Annotated in this window: 23 protein-coding genes and 1 pseudogene; 19 read left to right on the top strand and 5 right to left on the bottom strand. The window is 52.3% G+C overall.

Going from position 1 to position 19,329, the window contains the following annotated elements:
* Together NTZ04_05160 and NTZ04_05155 are read left to right on the top strand one after the other, a co-directional pair.
* On the top strand, positions 1-738 hold the full coding sequence (locus tag NTZ04_05160; GenBank protein MCX5991699.1) for a PKD domain-containing protein: 738 nt from the start codon (positions 1-3) through the stop codon (positions 736-738).
* Positions 739-1,087: 349 nt separating this feature from the next.
* The gene (locus NTZ04_05155; GenBank protein MCX5991698.1) at positions 1,088-2,035 is read left to right on the top strand and encodes a magnesium transporter CorA family protein; all 948 of its coding nucleotides are present in this window, start codon (positions 1,088-1,090) and stop codon (positions 2,033-2,035) included.
* Positions 2,036-2,615: 580 nt separating this feature from the next.
* Here NTZ04_05155 and NTZ04_05150 read toward each other — a convergent pair.
* Both NTZ04_05150 and NTZ04_05145 read right to left on the bottom strand, forming a co-directional pair.
* Positions 2,616-3,626, bottom strand: coding sequence for an NAD-dependent epimerase/dehydratase family protein (locus tag NTZ04_05150; GenBank protein ID MCX5991697.1), 1,011 nt, complete (start codon positions 3,624-3,626; stop codon positions 2,616-2,618).
* 131 nt (positions 3,627-3,757) lie between these two features.
* On the bottom strand, positions 3,758-4,153 hold the full coding sequence (locus NTZ04_05145; GenBank protein ID MCX5991696.1) for a hypothetical protein: 396 nt from the start codon (positions 4,151-4,153) through the stop codon (positions 3,758-3,760).
* 277 nt (positions 4,154-4,430) lie between these two features.
* Here NTZ04_05145 and NTZ04_05140 point away from each other — a divergent pair, with 277 nt between their 5' ends.
* The 16 genes and pseudogenes from NTZ04_05140 to NTZ04_05065 all read left to right on the top strand — a co-directional run bounded on the left by NTZ04_05140 (position 4,431) and on the right by NTZ04_05065 (position 16,104).
* Positions 4,431-4,934 carry a ferritin family protein gene (locus NTZ04_05140; protein ID MCX5991695.1) on the top strand — a complete coding sequence of 168 codons (504 nt, stop codon included), beginning with the start codon at positions 4,431-4,433 and terminating at the stop codon, positions 4,932-4,934.
* A 103-nt stretch (positions 4,935-5,037) separates the two neighbouring features.
* A complete protein-coding gene (locus tag NTZ04_05135) occupies positions 5,038-7,467 on the top strand; it encodes a heavy metal translocating P-type ATPase (protein MCX5991694.1) in 2,430 nt (809 codons plus the stop codon).
* A 54-nt stretch (positions 7,468-7,521) separates the two neighbouring features.
* On the top strand, positions 7,522-7,905 hold the full coding sequence (locus NTZ04_05130) for a non-heme iron oxygenase ferredoxin subunit (protein MCX5991693.1): 384 nt from the start codon (positions 7,522-7,524) through the stop codon (positions 7,903-7,905).
* A 23-nt stretch (positions 7,906-7,928) separates the two neighbouring features.
* A complete protein-coding gene (locus tag NTZ04_05125) occupies positions 7,929-8,246 on the top strand; it encodes a hypothetical protein (GenBank protein ID MCX5991692.1) in 318 nt (105 codons plus the stop codon).
* Positions 8,247-8,617: 371 nt separating this feature from the next.
* Entirely contained in the window at positions 8,618-9,100 is a 483-nt protein-coding gene (locus NTZ04_05120) for a ferritin family protein (GenBank protein MCX5991691.1), read from the top strand.
* Positions 9,101-9,127: 27 nt separating this feature from the next.
* Positions 9,128-9,706, top strand: a complete 579-nt coding sequence (locus NTZ04_05115; protein ID MCX5991690.1) for a Fe-Mn family superoxide dismutase — start codon at positions 9,128-9,130, stop codon at positions 9,704-9,706.
* Positions 9,707-9,786: 80 nt separating this feature from the next.
* Positions 9,787-10,776, top strand: coding sequence for a potassium channel protein (locus NTZ04_05110; GenBank protein MCX5991689.1), 990 nt, complete (start codon positions 9,787-9,789; stop codon positions 10,774-10,776).
* A 91-nt stretch (positions 10,777-10,867) separates the two neighbouring features.
* Complete coding sequence (gene nifS / locus NTZ04_05105; protein MCX5991688.1) at positions 10,868-12,052, top strand: cysteine desulfurase NifS; 1,185 nt, start codon at positions 10,868-10,870, stop codon at positions 12,050-12,052.
* 11 nt (positions 12,053-12,063) lie between these two features.
* Positions 12,064-12,495 (top strand): Fe-S cluster assembly scaffold protein NifU, encoded by a 432-nt coding sequence (gene nifU, locus NTZ04_05100; GenBank protein ID MCX5991687.1) that lies wholly within the window; start codon positions 12,064-12,066, stop codon positions 12,493-12,495.
* A complete protein-coding gene (locus tag NTZ04_05095; GenBank protein MCX5991686.1) occupies positions 12,464-12,679 on the top strand; it encodes a hypothetical protein in 216 nt (71 codons plus the stop codon). Before nifU ends, NTZ04_05095 begins: the two co-directional genes overlap by 32 nt.
* Before the next feature lie 10 nt (positions 12,680-12,689).
* On the top strand, positions 12,690-13,166 hold the full coding sequence (locus tag NTZ04_05090; GenBank protein MCX5991685.1) for a DsrE/DsrF/DrsH-like family protein: 477 nt from the start codon (positions 12,690-12,692) through the stop codon (positions 13,164-13,166).
* 12 nt (positions 13,167-13,178) lie between these two features.
* Positions 13,179-13,409, top strand: a complete 231-nt coding sequence (locus NTZ04_05085) for a sulfurtransferase TusA family protein (GenBank protein ID MCX5991684.1) — start codon at positions 13,179-13,181, stop codon at positions 13,407-13,409.
* Between the two features lie 14 nt (positions 13,410-13,423).
* Positions 13,424-14,155, top strand: a complete 732-nt coding sequence (locus NTZ04_05080) for an ABC transporter ATP-binding protein (protein MCX5991683.1) — start codon at positions 13,424-13,426, stop codon at positions 14,153-14,155.
* Positions 14,143-15,378, top strand: a complete 1,236-nt coding sequence (locus tag NTZ04_05075; protein ID MCX5991682.1) for a SufD family Fe-S cluster assembly protein — start codon at positions 14,143-14,145, stop codon at positions 15,376-15,378. Before NTZ04_05080 ends, NTZ04_05075 begins: the two co-directional genes overlap by 13 nt.
* Before the next feature lie 39 nt (positions 15,379-15,417).
* Positions 15,418-15,849, top strand: a pseudogene (locus tag NTZ04_05070) (flavin reductase family protein).
* A gap of 96 nt (positions 15,850-15,945) precedes the next feature.
* A complete protein-coding gene (locus tag NTZ04_05065; protein MCX5991681.1) occupies positions 15,946-16,104 on the top strand; it encodes a rubredoxin in 159 nt (52 codons plus the stop codon).
* A 16-nt stretch (positions 16,105-16,120) separates the two neighbouring features.
* Here the strand turns inward: NTZ04_05065 and NTZ04_05060 are convergent, their stop codons facing one another.
* From NTZ04_05060 to NTZ04_05050, 3 genes are all read right to left on the bottom strand, one after another.
* Positions 16,121-16,600 carry a DUF6125 family protein gene (locus NTZ04_05060; protein ID MCX5991680.1) on the bottom strand — a complete coding sequence of 160 codons (480 nt, stop codon included), beginning with the start codon at positions 16,598-16,600 and terminating at the stop codon, positions 16,121-16,123.
* A 129-nt stretch (positions 16,601-16,729) separates the two neighbouring features.
* Complete coding sequence (locus tag NTZ04_05055; protein ID MCX5991679.1) at positions 16,730-17,218, bottom strand: hypothetical protein; 489 nt, start codon at positions 17,216-17,218, stop codon at positions 16,730-16,732.
* Positions 17,215-18,201, bottom strand: coding sequence for an AAA family ATPase (locus tag NTZ04_05050; protein ID MCX5991678.1), 987 nt, complete (start codon positions 18,199-18,201; stop codon positions 17,215-17,217). The genes NTZ04_05055 and NTZ04_05050 overlap by 4 nt, the downstream gene beginning before the upstream one ends.
* Positions 18,202-18,438: 237 nt before the next feature.
* Between NTZ04_05050 and lepB the strand changes: the two genes are divergently transcribed.
* Positions 18,439-18,978, top strand: a complete 540-nt coding sequence (gene lepB, locus NTZ04_05045; GenBank protein MCX5991677.1) for a signal peptidase I — start codon at positions 18,439-18,441, stop codon at positions 18,976-18,978.
* The last annotated feature ends 351 nt before the right edge of the window (positions 18,979-19,329 follow it).

Genomic DNA, 19,329 nt, shown 5'->3' with positions numbered 1-19,329 from the left:
GTGACTTTCACTGACCAATCAACCTCCCAAGATGGCATCGTCTCCTGGCTGTGGGATTTCGGTGATGGCGCCACCAGCACGGAACAGAATCCCAAGCATGCCTATCCACACATCGGCAAGTACTCGATTACTCTTCAGGTCACAGAGGCAGATGCCGATACCGCGACAAAGCAGAAAGAGGTAGCCGTAGGACAGCCGCTGGGGAGTCAGACGTTCACGCCGGGTACTGCTATGACCATCAAGTCGGCGGACGGGCGCATTGCCGTAGATCTTCCCGCGGACTGCCTGAGCAGTGAGACCTGGATCAGAATCCTGACAGAGTATCTGTCGGATGTCGACTCGGCCACCCCCAAAGGATTCATGTTGGGCAACACGTTGTTCAGAATAGAGGCTGTGGCTGTCGATGGGACACCTGTTTCCGCTCTTCTGCAGTCAGCCACACTCACCGTCTGGTACTCCGACGAGGACCTTACTGCTGTGAAAGGAGACCCCAATAACCTGGTGCTCGCCTACTACGACGAAGCTGCTGCAGAATGGAAGCCGCTTGATACCACGGTCAATACCACTGACAAAACCCTAAGTGTCACCACCAACCACTTCAGCACATGGGCAGTGCTGGCAAAGAGCCCCAGCGAAGGCCTTGCGGGGTGGATTTGGATTGTCATCGGCATCGCTGGAGCCGCAGTAGCAGGTATTCTGGCCTACTTCCTTCGCAGGAGGCTCACACAAAAGGCCTAACACAGCAATAAAGACGAAGCCTCTCAAAGGGTGGGCAGCGATGTCCACCCTTTGTGTATCCCGCAATCGTCTGCGGCCTGTTACCAGCCATTCTGCGGAAGGGTTTCTGTTTTCGGGCGTCCCTGGGTATCTGTCAGCGTTGCCTCGTGCTCTCGCGTTTATCAACCAGCCCCCTTGTATCCCAGGATGAGGATGAGTGGTATAATCTCGCCAGTAACTTAGCCAATTGTGCAGCCAGTCTGCCCTGATATCCGGGTCGGCTTAGGGAGAAAAATGACAACTGCTGCCAGAGATGGCGCTCTTGCTGTCCTCTCTGTGGACAGATTGCTGGAACAGAAGGAGTGGTTCTATGGCTGACTCACATCTGCCTCAAGAGGGGCTGCATATCAACTCGGTCACCTGGCAAAAGCTGACCTGGCTCGATATTGAACAGCCTACCCAGGCCGAGATTGAGTATCTGAAGCAAAACTATCACTTTCATGATCTAGAACTGGACGACTGTCTGAGGCGGGTGCATCGGCCCAAGATCGATGAACATGAGAAATACCTTTTTATGATGTCCCATTTTCCAGTGTTTCATAAACAGGCCCGAGTGACCCTTCCCAGCCAGGTGTCATTCTTCCTCGGCGAGGATTATCTCATCACCTTGCACGAAGGCAACCTTGAACCCTTGATCAAGCTGTTCAAGGATTGCCAGCGAGACCAGGACACCCGGGTGGAGTACATGGGCCGCGGCTCGGCTCATCTCCTCTACCACATCCTCGACCGTCTGGTCAGTTACTGCTTCCCCATCCTGAATAAGATCGGGGATAACATCGAGGCGGTGGAAGAGAGGGTTTTCGGCCATGCCGGCCGGGAGACGGTGCGGGATCTATCGGTGCTGCGCCGGGACATCATCTCCTTTCGCCGCATCATGAAGTCTCAAACAGAGGTTTTCGAGCTTTTGGAGGAAAGGGATTGGCCGATCCTGAAAGGGGAGCCTGAGGTTCACTTTGGTGACCTGGCGGGCCACTGCCAGAAGATCCGTGACGAACTCGATGACTATAAAGAGGTGATTGAGGGGCTCAGCGATACCCATAATACCCTCACCTCATTTCAGACCAATGCGGTGGTCAGGGCGCTGACCATTATCTCCACCATAATGTTGCCCTTGACCCTGATCGCCAGCATCTTTGGCATGCACCTGGAACACCTTCCTCTGGGCCAGAGCCCTGCTGCCTTCCTCATCGTAATGCTCCTCATGGTCGTCATTATCATCTCCATGCTGGCCTTCTTTCGGCTCAGGCGCTGGCTCTGAGAATCGTCTCACACCGCTTTGTCGTTGTCGGGCAGCCTGACTTAGTATTTACCGGACTGCCAGGACCGAAGGCACCAGTTTCAGACTTCGGACAGAGTCCCTACAGGCTGCCGGCACAAGTCAGCGTAACAATCGAGATTCTTCGCTGCGCTCAGAATGACATGGTGGGCTTTTTCGGAATGACATGATGCGGCCTGCATTGTCACTCCAGAAAAGCGAGTCTTGAGACACCCTCTATCGACCAGACCTTCGGATTGCGAGTAATATCAAGCGTCGGGTCGTCCTTCCGCAGAAGGATGACAGGCACCATAACCGGAGATTAGCGGACAGACCTGAAGGTCTGTCCCTACATGATGCTGGCGCAAATCAGCGTAACAATCGAGATTCTTCGCTGCGCTCAGAATGACACAGTGGTCTTTTCAGAATGACACCTAAGAGCCTGTCGGAATGACTCGGAATGACACAGCCTGGTGGTTCTGACCGCTGCTCTTACAGCCAGGAGAAGAGAATGAAGCCTTTAATGCTGTCGGAGCATATCAAACCATGGGTTTCAAATTCGAAGGTCCCGAGCAGACTACTACTACTTCTTCTTCTGAGATATCAGCCACTGCACGTATAACCTTGTGCCCTCATCTACTGAAACCTTCGGCTCCCATCCCAGCTCGTTTTTGGCTTTGGAGCCATCGAGATAGCCCTCTCTGTTGATGCTGCGGAGGCTTGCCAGCGTCAGGTACGGCATCTCTTTGGAGCGCAACAACCTGGCAAATGTTTCCATCAAATAGCACCATAACCAGGCTACAGGGTATGGCATAGTGGCGTGGAGCCTCTTCGCTCCCCGGGCGCGGATCAGGGCCTCGGCAAAATCCTTAAGCCTTACCATCTCAGGTCCAGCTACGTTGTACACCTGGCCTATGGCTTTGTCACTGGTGGCAGCCAGGATGGCCAGTTCAGCTATATCGCTGACATAGGTAATGGCATATCGGGGGTTGGCACTACCCGGCCAGAACAGAATGGGAAAGGAGGTCTGCTTGTACATTCGATCAGCGAGGAGCCTGTCCCTGGGACCATACGCAGAGACTATTCTTATCATGGAGACTTGGATCTTGCCTTGCCTATGGTATTCCCAACAGGCCTGTTCAGCCAGCATCTTGGCGTAGTCATAGTAGGTCGGAGGAGTCTTGCGTGCTTCACACGGCGTGGATTCGTCAGCGGGGGTATCGCCCTTCTGACAGGCGTCACCATAGACCATGTGGGAACTGACTTGCAGAAAACGTTTCACTCCTGCCTCAGCACTGGCCCTCAACATGTTCCTGGTGCCCTCGACGGTGATCTTCTCATACTCCGGCCAGGCCCCCCAACCCGGTGTGACCTTGGCCGCTGCGTGGAAGACTATTTCAATGCCTTGCACGGCCGGTGGCAGGGTGTTGTAGTCTGTGATGTCCCCAAAGACAATCTCGGCCCGGGTGGTCTTGAGATGACTGAGATCAGAGGTCTTGCGGGCCAGGGCACGGACCTCATAGCCCCGGGCTATGAGACGTTCAACGAGAGTACTTCCAACTAATCCAGTGCTTCCAGTGACCAGCGCTTTCATGATACCCCCCCTTTTTGCCAATACTGGCTTCTGTTACCTGATGTATTTTCACGGATCATGGAAGGGACCAGTGGCTGGCCCCTTTGACCGCGTCTTTAACGCCCACATCCTAGCTCTACTTCAGCAAATGGTCAAGCTGCCCCGCCCACCACCTCATCCACTGCCTTCCGAAACTCTTTCCTAATCTTGTATTGACGAGTCACGCTAAGCGGCTTTCTCTCCACAATTCCGGCCCCCAGCTTCCCGCCATGATCGTCCAACCACGCCCAGAGTCCCCCAGTGGGACTGGTGCGAACAGAGGGCTCCTCCCTCACGATCTCACCCCATGCCACATATTCATCATGGCCCTTCGTCTGGCTAATCCTCCACAAAGCCTTCAGCCCCAGCACCAGCAACTGCTTCTCCTCCTCACCAGACTCCCTGGCACGATCTCTGGCACTATTTTGAGATGCTTCCCAAAGACGTCGAACATAGTCCACCTTGTGCTCGTAAACCCAGGTCCGCTCCGTCTTCATACTCCCAATCATATTGCCCTCCTTCCCTTAAGGCTAAGGAACCTCTAAATACTTCACCCCTTTGAAATAATCTTCTCAAAGAGACGTGACATGAGTTACTCTTTCTGAGGCGAAAAGCAACGTACATCCGAAGCATATGGTGTTGTTTCCTCCTTCCTCTCTGCTTATATCCTGTCCTGTCCCATTCGTCAAGAGCCAGACTGTTGTTGCTCGACTATCAAACCAGCCGCCTGCGCCCCATAGATATTTCAAATGACAAAATGTACACTGGGGATGGAGGTGAAATTCGGTGAACGAAGATTCGATTGACGCCCTGGAAACCCTGAAACAGGCCATGCTAATTGAAGAGGAAGGCCATAAGTTTTATCTCAAGGCTGTCCAAACCACGCAGGATGAAGAGGGCAAAGAGATTTTCCGCACACTGGCCAAAGATGAAAAGAACCATCTGAACCTGCTGCGCAAGCAATATACATCCCTGAAAGAGAACGGTATCTGGATCGAGGTCCCTAAAGTCAAGAGGAAACAGGCGAAATCAGATAAAGCCCTCCCTTCCAAAGGCAAGAAGGCTTCGAGTAAGTCTGTCACCGTCGATCCCGGCACTGTAAATACCCTGCTCTCCAGTCTAGATATCGAGACCAAGAGCTATGATCTGTACAGCCGAACGTTTTCGAAAGCAACTGATGTTCGAGCTAAAGCCGCGTATGAATTCCTCGCCATGGAGGAAATAGGCCATTTCGATATGCTGATGATGAGGTACGATTATCTGGCTGGTTCCATGGGAGAACAATCCTGAAATTCAGAACAGAGGTTGCAGCCCCGATTTGGGGTATGAGACAATAGTCACATATGCATCTTTCTTGATATCACATCCTTAGTGTCAATTGGTAGCGAAGCTGATGAAACAAACCAGTCTGCAGATAAAGGGAATGACCTGCACCACCTGCGCAGGCACTGTCGAGGAGGCCCTCTCCAAAAGACCCGGGGTATCCCGAGCAGTCGTGAATTTTGCTGCGGAGAAGGCCACGGTAGAGTATGACCCTTCTGTTATCACAGAAAATGATCTCATACTCGCAGTTGAAGACGCCGGATATGGAGTGGTAACCAGCGAAGTCATCTTCGAAATCACGGGAATGACCTGTGTCACTTGCTCTCATACCATAGAGGAAGCACTTAACAAGCTCGATGGTGTGATTTCGGCGACCGTGAACTTCGCCAGCGAGAAAGCCATAGTCCGCTATAACCCCGAGGTAATCACCGTTGCCGGGGTGAAGAAGGCCATCAGCAATTCCGGCTACCAGGCAGTGATTGCAGATGAGTCAACCAATGACCACGAAGGTGAAGCCAGGGAACGTCAATCCCGCCGGCTCAGACTTTTGCTCATATTCAGCTTTCTTCTGGCCATCCCCACTTTCATCCTGTCTCTTGCCATGCCTTTTGCAGCCAGCACCAACAACTGGATCCTTCTGGCGCTGGCCACCCCCGTCCAATTCATTGTCGGGTGGCAATTCTACGTCGGCGCTTATAAGGCCCTGCTCAACCGCCGGGCCAATATGGATACCCTTATTGCCCTCGGTACCAGCTCCGCATATATCTACAGTCTGCTGGCGACCGTCTTCCCTGGTGTGTTCGGCAGTGATACGTACTTCGATACAGCAGCTCTCATCATCTCTATCATCCTGCTGGGACGCTACTTCGAATCCCGGGCCAAGGGGAAGACGTCAGAGGCCATAAAACGGCTTATGGGCCTGCGCCCCAAAACAGCCCACATCATTCTGGATGGTAAGGAAGTTGAGACACCCGTCGAAGAAGTAGAGGTAGACCACATCCTGGCCGTCAGGCCAGGAGAGAAAATCCCTGTTGATGGCATAGTGATTGAGGGTGCCTCCGCCGTCGATGAGTCAATGCTGACCGGTGAATCCATGCCAGTGGATAAGAAGGAAGGAGACCAGGTAACCGGAGCAACCATCAACAAGAACGGTTTCCTGAAGTTTCGAGCCACTAAAGTAGGCAAGGACACGGTTCTGGCTCAAATAGTCAAGCTTGTGGAGCAGGCTCAGGGGTCAAAAGCACCTATACAACGCCTGGCCGATTCCGTGGCCGCAGTCTTTGTGCCTGTGGTTATCAGCATCGCGGTGCTGGCTTTCCTCGCCTGGTATTTCATCGGCGACAAATCCTTCGTATTCGCTCTCACCGCATTTATCTCGGTGCTCGTTATCGCCTGTCCCTGCGCTCTGGGGCTGGCAACCCCAACAGCCATAATGGTGGGGACCGGGAAAGGCGCCCAAAATGGCATACTCATCAAGAGCGCCGAGTCCCTCGAGAGGGCTTACCGTGTCAAGACCGTTGTCTTTGACAAAACCGGCACCGTGACCAAGGGCAAGCCGGCGGTGACTGATATTATAGCTGTCAATAGTTTCAGCCAGAATGAGGTACTGCGGCTAGCTGCTCTGGCCGAGAAAGGATCAGAGCATCCTGTGGGTGAGGCTATAGTAGATACCGCCAGGAAGGATAATCTAGAACTCGCCGACCCGGAGTCCTTCGAGGCTTTTGGCGGTCGCGGCATTCTGGCCAGGGTAAGCGGCACCGAAGTGCTCCTGGGAAACCGCACCCTGATGAGTGAAAACGGCGTGGAGAATGGCTCTCTCGAAGAGAAGACACGCGAATTGGAGAACGAAGGCAAGACGGTCATGTTCATGTCAGTCAACAGGAAACTGGCAGGCCTCATAGCCGTCTCTGACACCCCGAGAGAGAATGCCACTGAAGCCATCAACCAGCTTCATCAAATGGGCATAGAAACTGTTATGATCACCGGTGACAACAGACGAACGGCAGAAGCCATCGCCCGCCGGGTCGGAATCAGGAAAGTCATGGCCGAGGTTCTGCCCGAGGACAAGGCCAGGGAAATCCGCCAGTTACAGGAAGCCGGCAGCACTGTGGCTATGGTCGGTGATGGAATCAATGATGCTCCAGCACTGGCCCAGGCCGATATAGGCATAGCACTGGGTAGCGGCACTGATGTGGCTATGGAAAGCGGTGACATCGTCTTGGTGAGGGATGATCTCAGGGACGTAGTGGAGGCGATAAAGCTGAGCCGGTACACCATCCGGAAGGTGAAGCAGAATCTGTTCTGGGCCTTCTTCTATAACTGCATCGGCATACCAATCGCAGCAGGAGTCCTCTATCCCCCGTTCGAACTACAGTTGAATCCCATCATAGCTGCGGCTGCCATGGGCTTCAGTTCGGTGTCTGTAGTCACCAACTCCCTGCTTATGAACCGTTATCGTATGCAGAGCCGGGCTATCAGTGAGGGTCTCGGGATTCAATAACATCAAAATAAGGAGGTATCTGCCGCGTAAGGCAGCACCAGATAAGGAGGGGCAATGGGTAAGTTCATAGAAGTAGCCAAGGAAAGTGATATCACGGAATCTACCATGAAAGAAGTTGTGGCAGAGGGGCATGAAATACTTCTGGCCAAGGCAGGAGGCAGCTATTATGCAACTTCGAACCGCTGCCCACATATGGGGGCAAAGCTTTCCGAGGGGAAATTGGAGGGATTTGTGGTCATCTGTCCCAGGCATGGCTCCCAATTTGACCTCAGGGATGGCCGCATCATTGGATGGGCCAGCAAGATGCCATCCGTATTCTCAGCGATCGGGAAAGTAATTAAGCGCCCCCGGCCGCTAACTACCTATCCCGTGAAGCGTGAAGGTGGCAAGATACTGGTGGATATCCAGCCCCTCGTCTCACAAACTGGTCCGCATTAAATCCGCTACAAGGGAGGCATATCATGCAGGACAACTTCGCAGCAAAGCTCTGGGTCAACAATGCATCGATGGAGCTCAATCCTTTCGTGGAGCAGATCTTAGCCGGCACTGTAGCCGGTGCAATCAGCTCATTGAAAGGGGCTGAAACCATACAGACCGCCGAGCTTCACGTGGATCACGGGGATGTAAAAATAACGGTCAACAAAAAAGAACTCCCCCTCACACCATTTCCCAACGATATTATTGCCAACACGGTAACCGGGTTTATCTCTTCACTGAAGGGGGTAGACAGGGTAGAAAGCCTGAGAATCACTCTAAAGGCGCATCGGGCGAAAGGGTGAACGGCAGCCCCAGAGAGCTGTGATCTCACATACCCGGTCAAGTCAGACATGGGTATGATGGAGCACCTGGGGACAGTATTACCACAAGGTCAGATGCCAGCTTTGCGACCTGGCGACTAATGAGACAAAAGTCGCATCAAATGATTATCTCATATTCATAAGATAAAGATAATCTAAATATATGCCAAAGGAGGTCCGGATTTCCGGGAAATGATTGTTAATGGAGATGCCCCAAACACCAACCATGCTATAATTTGGTGCGGATTATGTTCTGATAAATCGTTGCCGGCGGGTGGCCTCAAAAGAATGACTGCAGCCATCTACGCTGCTAGAAATTAAGAGAACTTTAGAAAGGAGATTATTTTAGGAATATGGCGGTCTTTTTTCCGAGTACAGAGCTCATTGACATCGCCGTAGGTATTGAGAAAAGCGGGGCAGTATTCTACGATGTGCTGGCCAAATCGGCTGGAGACAAAAAGGCACGCGAGGCCTACAAGCATCTGGCTGATAATGAAAGAGAACACATCAATATCTTCCAGAACATGAATGCGGGAGCAAGCGACTATCCGTCACCGGAATCCTACACCGAAGAATACGCTGACTACCTGGGTACATTGGTTGACTCTGCCGTTTTCGTCAATGATAAGGCTGCCCACAAAATGGCGAGACAGGTAACCAACGAGGCCGAGGCCATTGAAATCGGTATCCGAGCCGAAAAGGACTCGATCCTTTTCTACTCAGCGATACGAGACCTCGTTCGACGGACAGACAGCAAGCTAATAGGCAAAGTGATCGAAGAGGAGAGATCTCATCTTACCAATCTCTCACATCTCAGGCAAAGCCTCAGCAACTAAAGATAGAGCAGAAAGGAGATAAGAACAATGGCATATACTGCAAAGGACTACACAAAGCTGGTTGGGATGGAGGGATTCAGCGAGACATTGCTCAAGAATCATTTCACCCTCTATCAGGGCTACATAACCAATACCAACAAGCTGCTGGACACGCTGGCCGCGATGCTGAAGGATGGCAAAGTGGGTATACCTGAATACTCCGAGTTGAAGAGGCGTTTGGGTTTTGAATTCAACGGCATGAGGCTCCACGAGTATTACTTCGAGAATCTTGGCGGGAAGGGCGCCATAAACAAGTCAGGAAGGCCGGGCAAGAAAATGGCCGAAGACTTCGGCAGCTACGAAAACTGGGAAAAGGATTTCAAAGGCACCGGAACAATGCGTGGCATTGGCTGGGCTATCCTGTATCAGGATAATATCACAGGAAGGTTAATTAACCAGTGGATCAACGAACATGAAACAGGCCACCTGGCTGGTTCTGTTCCCATACTGGTGCTGGATGTATTCGAGCATGCCTTCATGATCGATTATGGATTGAAACGTGCCGACTACATCGAGGCCTTCTTCAAGAACATCGATTGGGCTGCCGTAGAGAGCCGTCTCAAATAGAGCCAAGAACGCTCAACTCCGGTACCTTGATCATTTTCCGAACTCATAGTTCAGTCGTTATGGAGGGTAGGTATATTTAAATGAACCCACGACGGCGATTGCTGTGGGTGGTGAGTGCCCTTCTCCTGGTCATAGCTATGGGCGTCATCGGCTACATGACCATCGAAGACTGGTCATTTTTCGACGCTCTATACATGACCATCATTACCATGACCACTGTCGGCTACCAGGAGGTTCACGCCCTATCTAATACAGGTAGAGTCTTCACCATTGCACTTATCATCAGTGGAGTGGGAGTCATGTTATATGCCCTCACTACCATGGTCCAATACCTGGTCGAAGGTGAGATAAGAGACTTATTGGGGGGTCGGCGTATGAAAGACAAGATTGCTAAGCTCAAAGACCACATTATCCTGTGCGGTTACGGCCAGATGGGACGCGAGGTGGCACGCTCCCTCCAAAATGAGAGGGTTCCTTTCGTTATCATCGATGCCAGCCAGGAGGCCACAGCCAGGGCAGCCAGTGATGGCTATCCACACGTGCTCGGGAACGCCACCAGCGATGATATTCTGAACGAAGCACGTATCCAGCAAGCGCGGGGGCTAGTAGCAGCAGTCGGCAACGACGCCGACAATATCTTTATAACGCTTTCGGCCAAAGGGCTGCACCCCGGCCTTTTCGTGGTCGCTCGTGCCTGTGCTGAAGATGCCGATTCAAAGCTGAGGCGAGCAGGCGCCGATCGGGTCATACTGCCTCTGGTTCTCGCCGGACGGCGTTTGGCGATGCTGGCAGTGCGCCCTCTGGTGGTGGACTTCATTGACACAACCATGCACAGTCGTGACCGCGACCTGATTCTAGAGGATGTAAAGGTCGGCCCCGGATCCCCGGTGGCAGGAACTACGCTGGGAGAAGGAAGAAGCCAGTGCGGTGGAGCAGTAGTCCTCGCCGTAAAGAAGAAGGATGGATATCTCATTGCTAACCCTCCAGATGAGACACTTCTGGAACTGGGAGATGAGTTGGTAGTCGTAGGTACACGCCTGCAACTACGCACCTTGGAGGGTTCAGCATGAGCCAAGCCAATTTGCGCGTCAGATCCCGAAGCAAGATGCTTCCCAAGACCTCTGCAGCATCTCTGGAGAGATGAATACCTAGGAGGATGAAATGAGGAAAACCTACCTGGACAATGCCGCCACTACTCCACTGTTGCCCGAAGTATTGGAGGCTATGCTCCCCTATCTCAAGGATGTTTATGGCAATCCTCAGTCTATTCACAACTGGGGAGATGAAGCAAGGGAAGCTGTAGAAGACGCCCGAGGATCGGTGGCATCTCTCATAGGCGCCAAGCCGGAGGAGGTTATCTTTACTTCCAGTGGCACCGAGTCAAATAACTTCGCTATCAAGGGCCTGGCCACGGCCCAGCAGTCCAAGGGCAAGCATATTGTCATCTCGTCTATCGAGCACTTCTCCGTCATGCACTCAGCGCGGACCCTGGAGAAAGCCGGGTTTGAGATAACCCCAGTCCCTGTAGATAAGTACGGCCTGGTAGACCCTAAAGAAGTGGCAAGCAGCATCAGGAAGGACACCATCCTTGTCTCCATTATGCATGCTAATGCCGAGGTGGGCACTATTCAGCCCATTGGTGAAATAGCGAGGCTGGCGAAGGATGCTGGCGCTATCTTCCACACCGATGCTGTGGCTACCGCCGGCACCATACCTGTAGACGTTAACAAGATGGGGATAGATGCATTGAGCCTGGCCGGTAATCAGTTTTATGGGCCCAAAGGCGTGGGGGCTCTCTGGCTCAAGAAAGGGACACGGATCATCCCCTTGCTCGACGGCGGAGTGCAGGAGGGGGGACGGCGGGCCGGCACAGAGAATGTCCCCGGAATAGTCGGCCTGGGAAAGGCTGCTGAGCTGGCCAAGGCAGAGATGAACTCCAGGATGGCTCGCCTCTCAGCCCTGCGGGATGGATTGATCAAGGGCCTCCCATCCAAAATACAGTATGCAACGGTGACCGGACACCCCACTCAGCGTCTTCCCGGCAATGCCAGCTTCAGCATCGAGTTCATCGAAGGAGAATCCATGCTGATCCTCTTGAACCAGCAAGGAATAGCAGCATCAAGCGGCTCGGCCTGTACTTCCAGAGCACTTAAAGCTTCTCACGTGCTCACCGCCATGGGAATCCCTCCCGAGCTATCTCATGGCTCACTTCTCTTCAGCTTTGGGCTGGGGAATACAGAGGAGGATGTAGATCACGTACTGGCAGCACTGCCACCTATTGTGGAGAGGCTACGGAAGATGTCGCCATTGTACGACAAGTTCCTGAAACAAGAAGAGGGGAGGTAAATAGTATGCCCATTTACAGCGACAAGGTGATGGACCATTTTATGAATCCCCGCAATGTCGGGGAGATAAAGGACGCTGACGGCATCGGAGAAGTAGGCAACCCTGTCTGCGGTGATATGATGACCTTCTATATTAGGGTCAAGGATAATCGCCTGGCCGATGTTAAGTTCAAGACCTTTGGCTGTGGCGCTGCCATTGCCGTTTCCAGCATGGTGAGCGAGATGGCCATGGGAAAGACTCTGGAAGAGGTGCGGAAGATCACCCCGGATCTAGTGGCCAAGGAACTGGAAGGACTGCCCAAGAATAAGTACCACTGCTCCAACCTCGGCGCCCAGGCTCTGAATAAGGCCGTCGATGACTATCTGGTAAAACAGGGCAAGGCGCCGAAAACCGAGGAAAGGAGGACGGAAGATGAAGAAGAGAAAACCTGCAATGAAGAGTGAAGCGCCAAAGGGCATGGTGGTGAGATGTTCTTGCCCTTACTGCGAAGAGGAGCTATCTGCCACCGCTCTGCCTTACTGCCGGCATTGCAGTGTGACCCTGCGCTACTGTGTCACCTGCCAGATAGCGGTGGCGCAGAATGCAGAGGCATGCCCCCAGTGCGGCGGACAGCTAGTCTGGAAGTGAGGCAATCATTATGGCAGAAAAAGTCACTTTGGTAGTTTTCAGCGGTGACATGGATAAAGCCCTGGCTGCCTTTAACATCGCTATCGGGGCAGCTTCAATGGGGATGGAGGTAAGTATGTTCTTCACCTTCTGGGGGCTGAACCTCATCAAGAAGAACCAGGGCTCGATCAAAAGCAAGGGTATAATGAGGAAGATGCTCAATTTCATGAACCGGGGTGGTTCCAAGAGGCTGCCCCTCTCCAAATTCCACATGTTCGGCTTGGGCAAGTGGATGATGGGAAGGTTGATGCGGGATATCAATTTCCCTTCCCCTCAGGAGTTGCTCGCCATGGCCCATCAATCGGGGGTGAAGTTCATAGCCTGCACTACCTCCATGGGAATAATGGGCCTCTCCAAGGACGCCTTCATTCCCGAGGTAGACAGCTACGCCGGGGTAGCCACCTATCTCGGTGAGGCTAAAGAAGGGAAGATCAATCTGTTTGTTTGAGGAGACGTAGCTATGAAGGCAGATGCTACTTTAGACTGTGTCGGACTCTATTGTCCCATGCCTATCTACAACACCGCCAACAAGCTCAAGGAACTGAAACCCGGGCAGGTGCTGGAGGTTCTAGCCAGCGACGAGGGAATAAAGGCCGATGCCCCTGCCTGGTGCAAGGCTACCGGAAACGAACTGCTGGGCATTGAGGAGAAGGCAGGGGAATACAAGGTATATATCAAGAAATCCAAATAGTTAAGGAGAAGGCCATGCTTGAAATTCAGGGGTTACGCGTAGAGACCGGCGGCAAAGAGATACTCCACGGCATCAATCTCTCCATTGGTGCCGGTGAGACCCATGCCCTGTTTGGCCCCAATGGCAGCGGCAAAACCACCCTGCTGATGGCGATAATGGGATTCCCACGATATAAGATAACAGCAGGGCACGTTGTTTTCAAAGGGCAGGACATCACCAATGCCTCTCTGGATGAGAGGGCGCGTCTGGGTATCGGCATGTCCTTTCAGCGCCCTCCGATAGTCCGCGGAGTAAAGACACGGGACATGGTCACCGCCTGCCTGAAAGGCCGGGAGGATGGCGATATCGTCGGGAAACTGGCAGAGCGGCTGAACATGGGCGACATGATGGACCGTGATATAAACTACGGGTTCTCCGGCGGCGAGATCAAACGCTCAGAGCTCCTGCAACTTCTGGCTCAAAGTCCTGACCTGGTCCTCCTCGATGAGCCAGAATCCGGGGTTGACCTGGTGAACATAGCTCTCATCGGCCAGATGATTAACGAATTGCTGCAGAAAGACCTGAAACGCAATCGAACGCGTGCCGGCCTCATCATCACCCACACCGGTCACATACTGGACTATGTCAATGCCAGCAAAGGCTACGTCCTCCTAAATGGCAGGATCACGTGTGAACGAGATGCCCATGAATGCCTGGACAGCATCAAGAAAAGGGGCTATGAGGGGTGCGTCGAATGTCTAAAGTAGTTTCATCAAAGAAAACCCGCGACCTGGCCGAAAAGGCGCTGGAAAAGAAAGCCGCCCTGGGTGAAGACATCGACCTGTCAACTTATTCAAAAACTGCTGAGGAACATCCCTACCAACAAGAACCGTCCCATATCCCCGCCGAGGACAAGGGGAACATGCTGAAGGTGGGAGTCACTCTCGACGATACCAGCCAGCGGTCAGGCACTTTTGTCCAGATGGACCGGTCCGTCGTTCACAGTTCCTCGAGCCAGGACACGGTGGAGGTAATGAGCATCACCAAGGCGTTAGAGACCTATGACTGGCTGCAGGACTACTGGTGGCACGCAGTTAGTGTTGATACCGACAAATTCACCGCCCACGCCGAGGTTGACCTGGACAATGGCTATTTCATCAGGGCACTGCCCGGTGCAAAGGTCGTCTATCCGGTTCAGGCATGCCTCTACCTGGCCCACCAAAATCTGGCGCAGAAGGTGCACAACATCATCATTGCTGAGGAGAACTCCGAGCTACACATTATTACCGGCTGCGCCACCAGGCCGATGCAGGCCTCGGGTCTGCACATAGGCATTTCGGAGTTCTATATCAAGAGAGGGGCCAAACTGACCTTCACCATGATCCATAACTGGGCCCCCGAAATAGCAGTACGTCCCCGCAGCGGGGCCATTGTCGAAGAAGATGCTGTATTCCTGAGCAACTATGTCTGCATGAAGCCGGTGCGCTCTCTCCAGATGTATCCGGTAGCCCGCTGTGTGGGGGAAAGAGCCATCGTGAGGTTCAACACCATTCTGCTTGCCCCTCCGGGTTCCAATCTCGACACCGGCTCCCGCGTACTCCTCAACGCCAGAGGCTCACGGGCCGAGATCGTGGCACGGACGATCACCACCGGAGGCACCATCATCTCCAGAGGCTACATCGCCGGCAGTGCCCCCGATGTCAAAGGCCATCTGGAATGCCGGGGGTTGATTCTCTCTGAGCGAGGAGTTATCCACGCCATACCGGAACTAAGGGGCGAGTTGGCCGGTGTGGACCTGTCACATGAAGCCGCAATAGGCAAGATTGCTGAGGAAGAGGTGGAGTATCTGATGGCCCGTGGACTTACACGCAATGAAGCTACCGCAATGATAGTAAGAGGGTTTCTGCGGGTGGACATCGAAGGATTGCCGCCGGAACTGGCCGCCGAACTGAGACAGGCGGTCGATATGAGTGAGAAGGAACTTCTCTAGAATCGGAATTTAACCAAAGGGAGGGAAGAACAACAACGAATGAATACAAAAGCTCTGCAACAGATAAGCTACGGCCTGTACATCATAGGCTCCAGAAAGGGAGACAGGATCAACGGCCAGATTGCCAACACCGTAATTCAAACATCCTCAGAACCCCCGACTATTTCTGTCTGCATCAACAAGGGAAATCTGACGCATGAGTTCATCAAGGACAGCAGGGTATTTACGGTCTCCATACTCTCTAAGGATACCCCCTTGAGTTTGATCGGCCAGTTTGGCTTCAAATCGGGGAGAGACATCAACAAATTTGAGGGCGTCAACTATAAGACAGGCGAGACTAAAGCACCCATAGTTCTGGACCATACCCTGGCTTATCTGGAGGCCAGGGTAACCAAGGAACTGGATGTGGAAACGCATACCGACTTCGTAGGTGAGCTTGTTGGTGCCGACATCCTTAAAGAAGGCGAGCCAATGACCTATGCCTATTATCATCAGGTCAAGCGCGGCACTACCCCCAAGACAGCCCCATCATACGTCGAAGAAAAGAAGGAGGTCGTCAAAGTCAAAATGGCAAAATACCAGTGCTCTGTCTGTGGATATATCTATGACCCGGAGAAAGGCGATCCGGAGAGTGGTACAGCACCAGGAACCCCCTTCGAGAAACTACCAGACGATTGGGTCTGCCCGGTCTGTGGAGCCAGCAAGAGCGAGTTTAACAAAATGTAGAATTAGCAGAGACCAGCTATCGGAACTCCAGAATACAGCGCTCAGCACCTTTACACATCTGACTACCCATCGTGAAGGTCACTTCCTCGCCAAACTCGGCGGCCCAGGCCGAACATTCCGTATGGCAGATGCGGCTGCTCACTTTCCCGGACATGTCTTTCCTGCCGGACTTGACCATAGCATCATGCCAGGGGCACCTGCTCATAATTATCCTGAAGCCTCCGCCCGCAAGCCTCTCAGTCTGGAATCCGAAACCCTCTATAGTCAGCTTGGTAGTAAAGCACTCGAAGAGCGCATCCACCCCGTTCGTCATTTTCCCCATGCCCTTGAGCATACGGGCCTGTATCTTGGGAAAGACCTTCCAGACCTCGTTGTCGATGTCGAGGGCAGCATAGAAGCCGTATTTCTCTTCCACTTTCATAAACCACAGGCCGTCAACTGCGGTGTAGCTCCGGTACAGGAACTCTGCAATCTGCTTGCTATCAAGTTCAATCACCACTCACCTGCCTTACGCTCGTACACTAAGATAAAAATATCCGCACATCTTAATGGGGTTAAGTTTGGTTTCCTCAGAATTAATCCTGAAAATAACTGGAATACTGCGATGGTCGCAGGCAGACCACACTTAGGGTCGTCCTGTTCCCACAAGATTCCTGAGCAGCGCCAGTCGCTCTGAGCCCTTCGATTTGATGGCTTCCAGCAGTCTCTCATAGTTTCCGAGGCGCTGACCAATGACATGGTGAAGACTTCCCGGAGTGCTGGGTAAGTTGTAGTTAAGAATGTCTACTCCAGCATCCTTAGCGAGCTTGAGAGACCACTCTTCAAGTTTTGGACACAGGACTACCAAATAGTTGTTGAGCTTGCTGTCATGCAACACCTTAAAGCCGTGCTCAGGGAAGGTCTGCTCCGTTCCTCTTTGTCTGACCACTTGCAGATAGAGTGGCTGGACGGAGCTGGGGTCTTCATCTATCAACGCCCCGCAATTCGTGGCATAGGTTGCCAGTTTCCGGCAAATCTCGGATTTTCCCTTAAGCTCGTGAATGACTTGGCTTCTTGGGATGCTACTCACGGACTTCAGGAGCGTGAAGTCCGAATTGCATTCAATGTAAATCATCTTCTATCTAGGAACTTGTCAAGGTTGGAGAATATGTCTATCTCCGTGACCTGTTGCATCTCTGCCTCGCTCAAAGACTTACACTTGGTTTGGTGATCTTGGTAGTAGGTAAGGAAAATGGCTACATCTTGCTTGGGAGCCTTCTCCAAAAGTGGCAGCAAGAAATAAGGGTTATGAGTTGAAATAAAATACTGATTGTTCTTCTCATCTAGGGCGATAGTTTCGGCAAGTTGCTTTGTGTAATATGGAAAGGCATGCGACTCTGGTTCCTCAAAAACAAGGATAGAGTCCTTATTGGAGAGAATAGCAGTGAGATGAAAGATGACTCTCTTGAGAGTGTCGGAGGCAAGCGAATATGGATAGGTAACCGTAATGTCCTCGACTTGCTTCATGATCTCAATCCTGTTCTCTTGTGGTCGGACATTTACCTTCAATCCATACTTGGCAAAGATATCATTGGCCATTCGTCTCAAATCCCTGTGACCTAATAGGAGTGACATAAGATTTCTGCCAGAGGGTGGCATCAGACACCCCGCCTCTGGTCTGTCGAACGTGGTAAGTTTCTCATCGAATCTGTAAAACTTCACATCGCTGAACGCATTCGAGCTTCTACCGCTAACTTGGAGGCCATCGTGACTCCCGACAATCGCGGCCGCAGGTAAACTTGCCCCTCCAATTGTAAATAATCCCTTAAATTGCCCATTGCTAAACTTCATGTCCAGAGCGTATTTGTCCAGTCCTATATGAACGTCCTCATCAAGAATCTCATCGTAGAAAAGGTTGCTTGTTCTCTCGAACCTGACAAAATCCCTGAGTACATTAGGGCCATACTCGTAATAGCCTACGAAAGAGAACATGGCAAGGGCTTCAAGCATATTGGACTTTCCAGTGTTTGGCTCACCGATTAGGACATTTATCCGTTTACATGCCAACGTTTGCTGCTTTACAGACTTGAAGTTCCTAACCTCTAAGCTTTGAATCATCTCATACCTCCCCTAGCCATGCTTTGTTCAAATGCATTCGGACGGCTCTGCTACTGCTAAGTGCTCACTATGGTCGTCCTATGTGAGCAAGGGCCATGCCACCGATATGCCATAGAGTCTAATGCTGGCCGTCAGTTCGCGTCAACTGCTCCGCTCAGGTCGAATGCTCGAATCAAAGACGTTAGAATGACAGAGGCAAAACGACTATAATCATATAGAGGCTGAGAAACCAGGACGATGAAAATCAATTGGCGTGAAGTTCTGATAATCATACTCATATTCGTCGTGGTATTTGCCGCGGTGCACTTCAGCGTGCAGAGTTTCAGGGTAGACGGGCCCAGCATGCTGCCCTCCTTCCACCAGGGAGAGTTCTTAATGGTGAATAAACTCACCTACCATTTCAGCTCTCCGCACAGGGGTGATGTCATTATTTTCTGGCCTCCCAAACCGCCCGTAGCTTCTCAATATCCCTTTATCAAACGGGTAATCGGCATACCCGGAGACCTGGTGGAGGTGAAGGATGGCCAGGTACATGTAAATGGCTCCCTGCTGGACGAAACCCCTGACAAGAGCCTGAGCAGAAATGATATTTCAGTGCTCGTCGAGAAAGACCACTACTTTGTTATGGGCGATAACCGCGGTAACAGCAGCGATTCTACCGGGGGTTGGACGGTGCCCCGCGATAACATCATCGGCAAGAGCTGGCTGATTTATTGGCCGCTATCAGATTGGGGACTGTCGCCCAAATACTCATATGAATTCGCTACCACAGCTTAGTCCGCCAAACACGTCCAACACCAACTCACCACCCTGCCGGCAGGCCATCAGTTGATTTGCACAGCTACCCTGTTCCCACGCCCTTCACTCTGTGAAGTGGAAATCCAGGTGGGTGATGCCTCTAATCCCCTCTCTCTTTGATGGGAGAGGGCCAGGGTGAGGGAGAACGGCTGGATTCCTGCCTACGCAGGAATGACATGAGAAGGGGCAGGAATGACATTCTCCCCGACGCAAGCGTCGGGGTATCACAGTAACCTTAGTTGGTCTTTGTGAATCTGAACATATTGAGATGCACGTCCTTGCTCTTTAACATATTTCCCGATGGCTTTTTCATTCCCGTGTTTCCCAACA

This window comes from Chloroflexota bacterium (assembly GCA_026389585.1).
GTDB lineage: Bacteria > Chloroflexota > Dehalococcoidia > UBA2247 > RBG-13-53-26 > JAPLHP01.
Note: the sequence above shows the minus strand (reverse complement) of the source record. Positions and strands in the feature narration are given on the sequence as shown.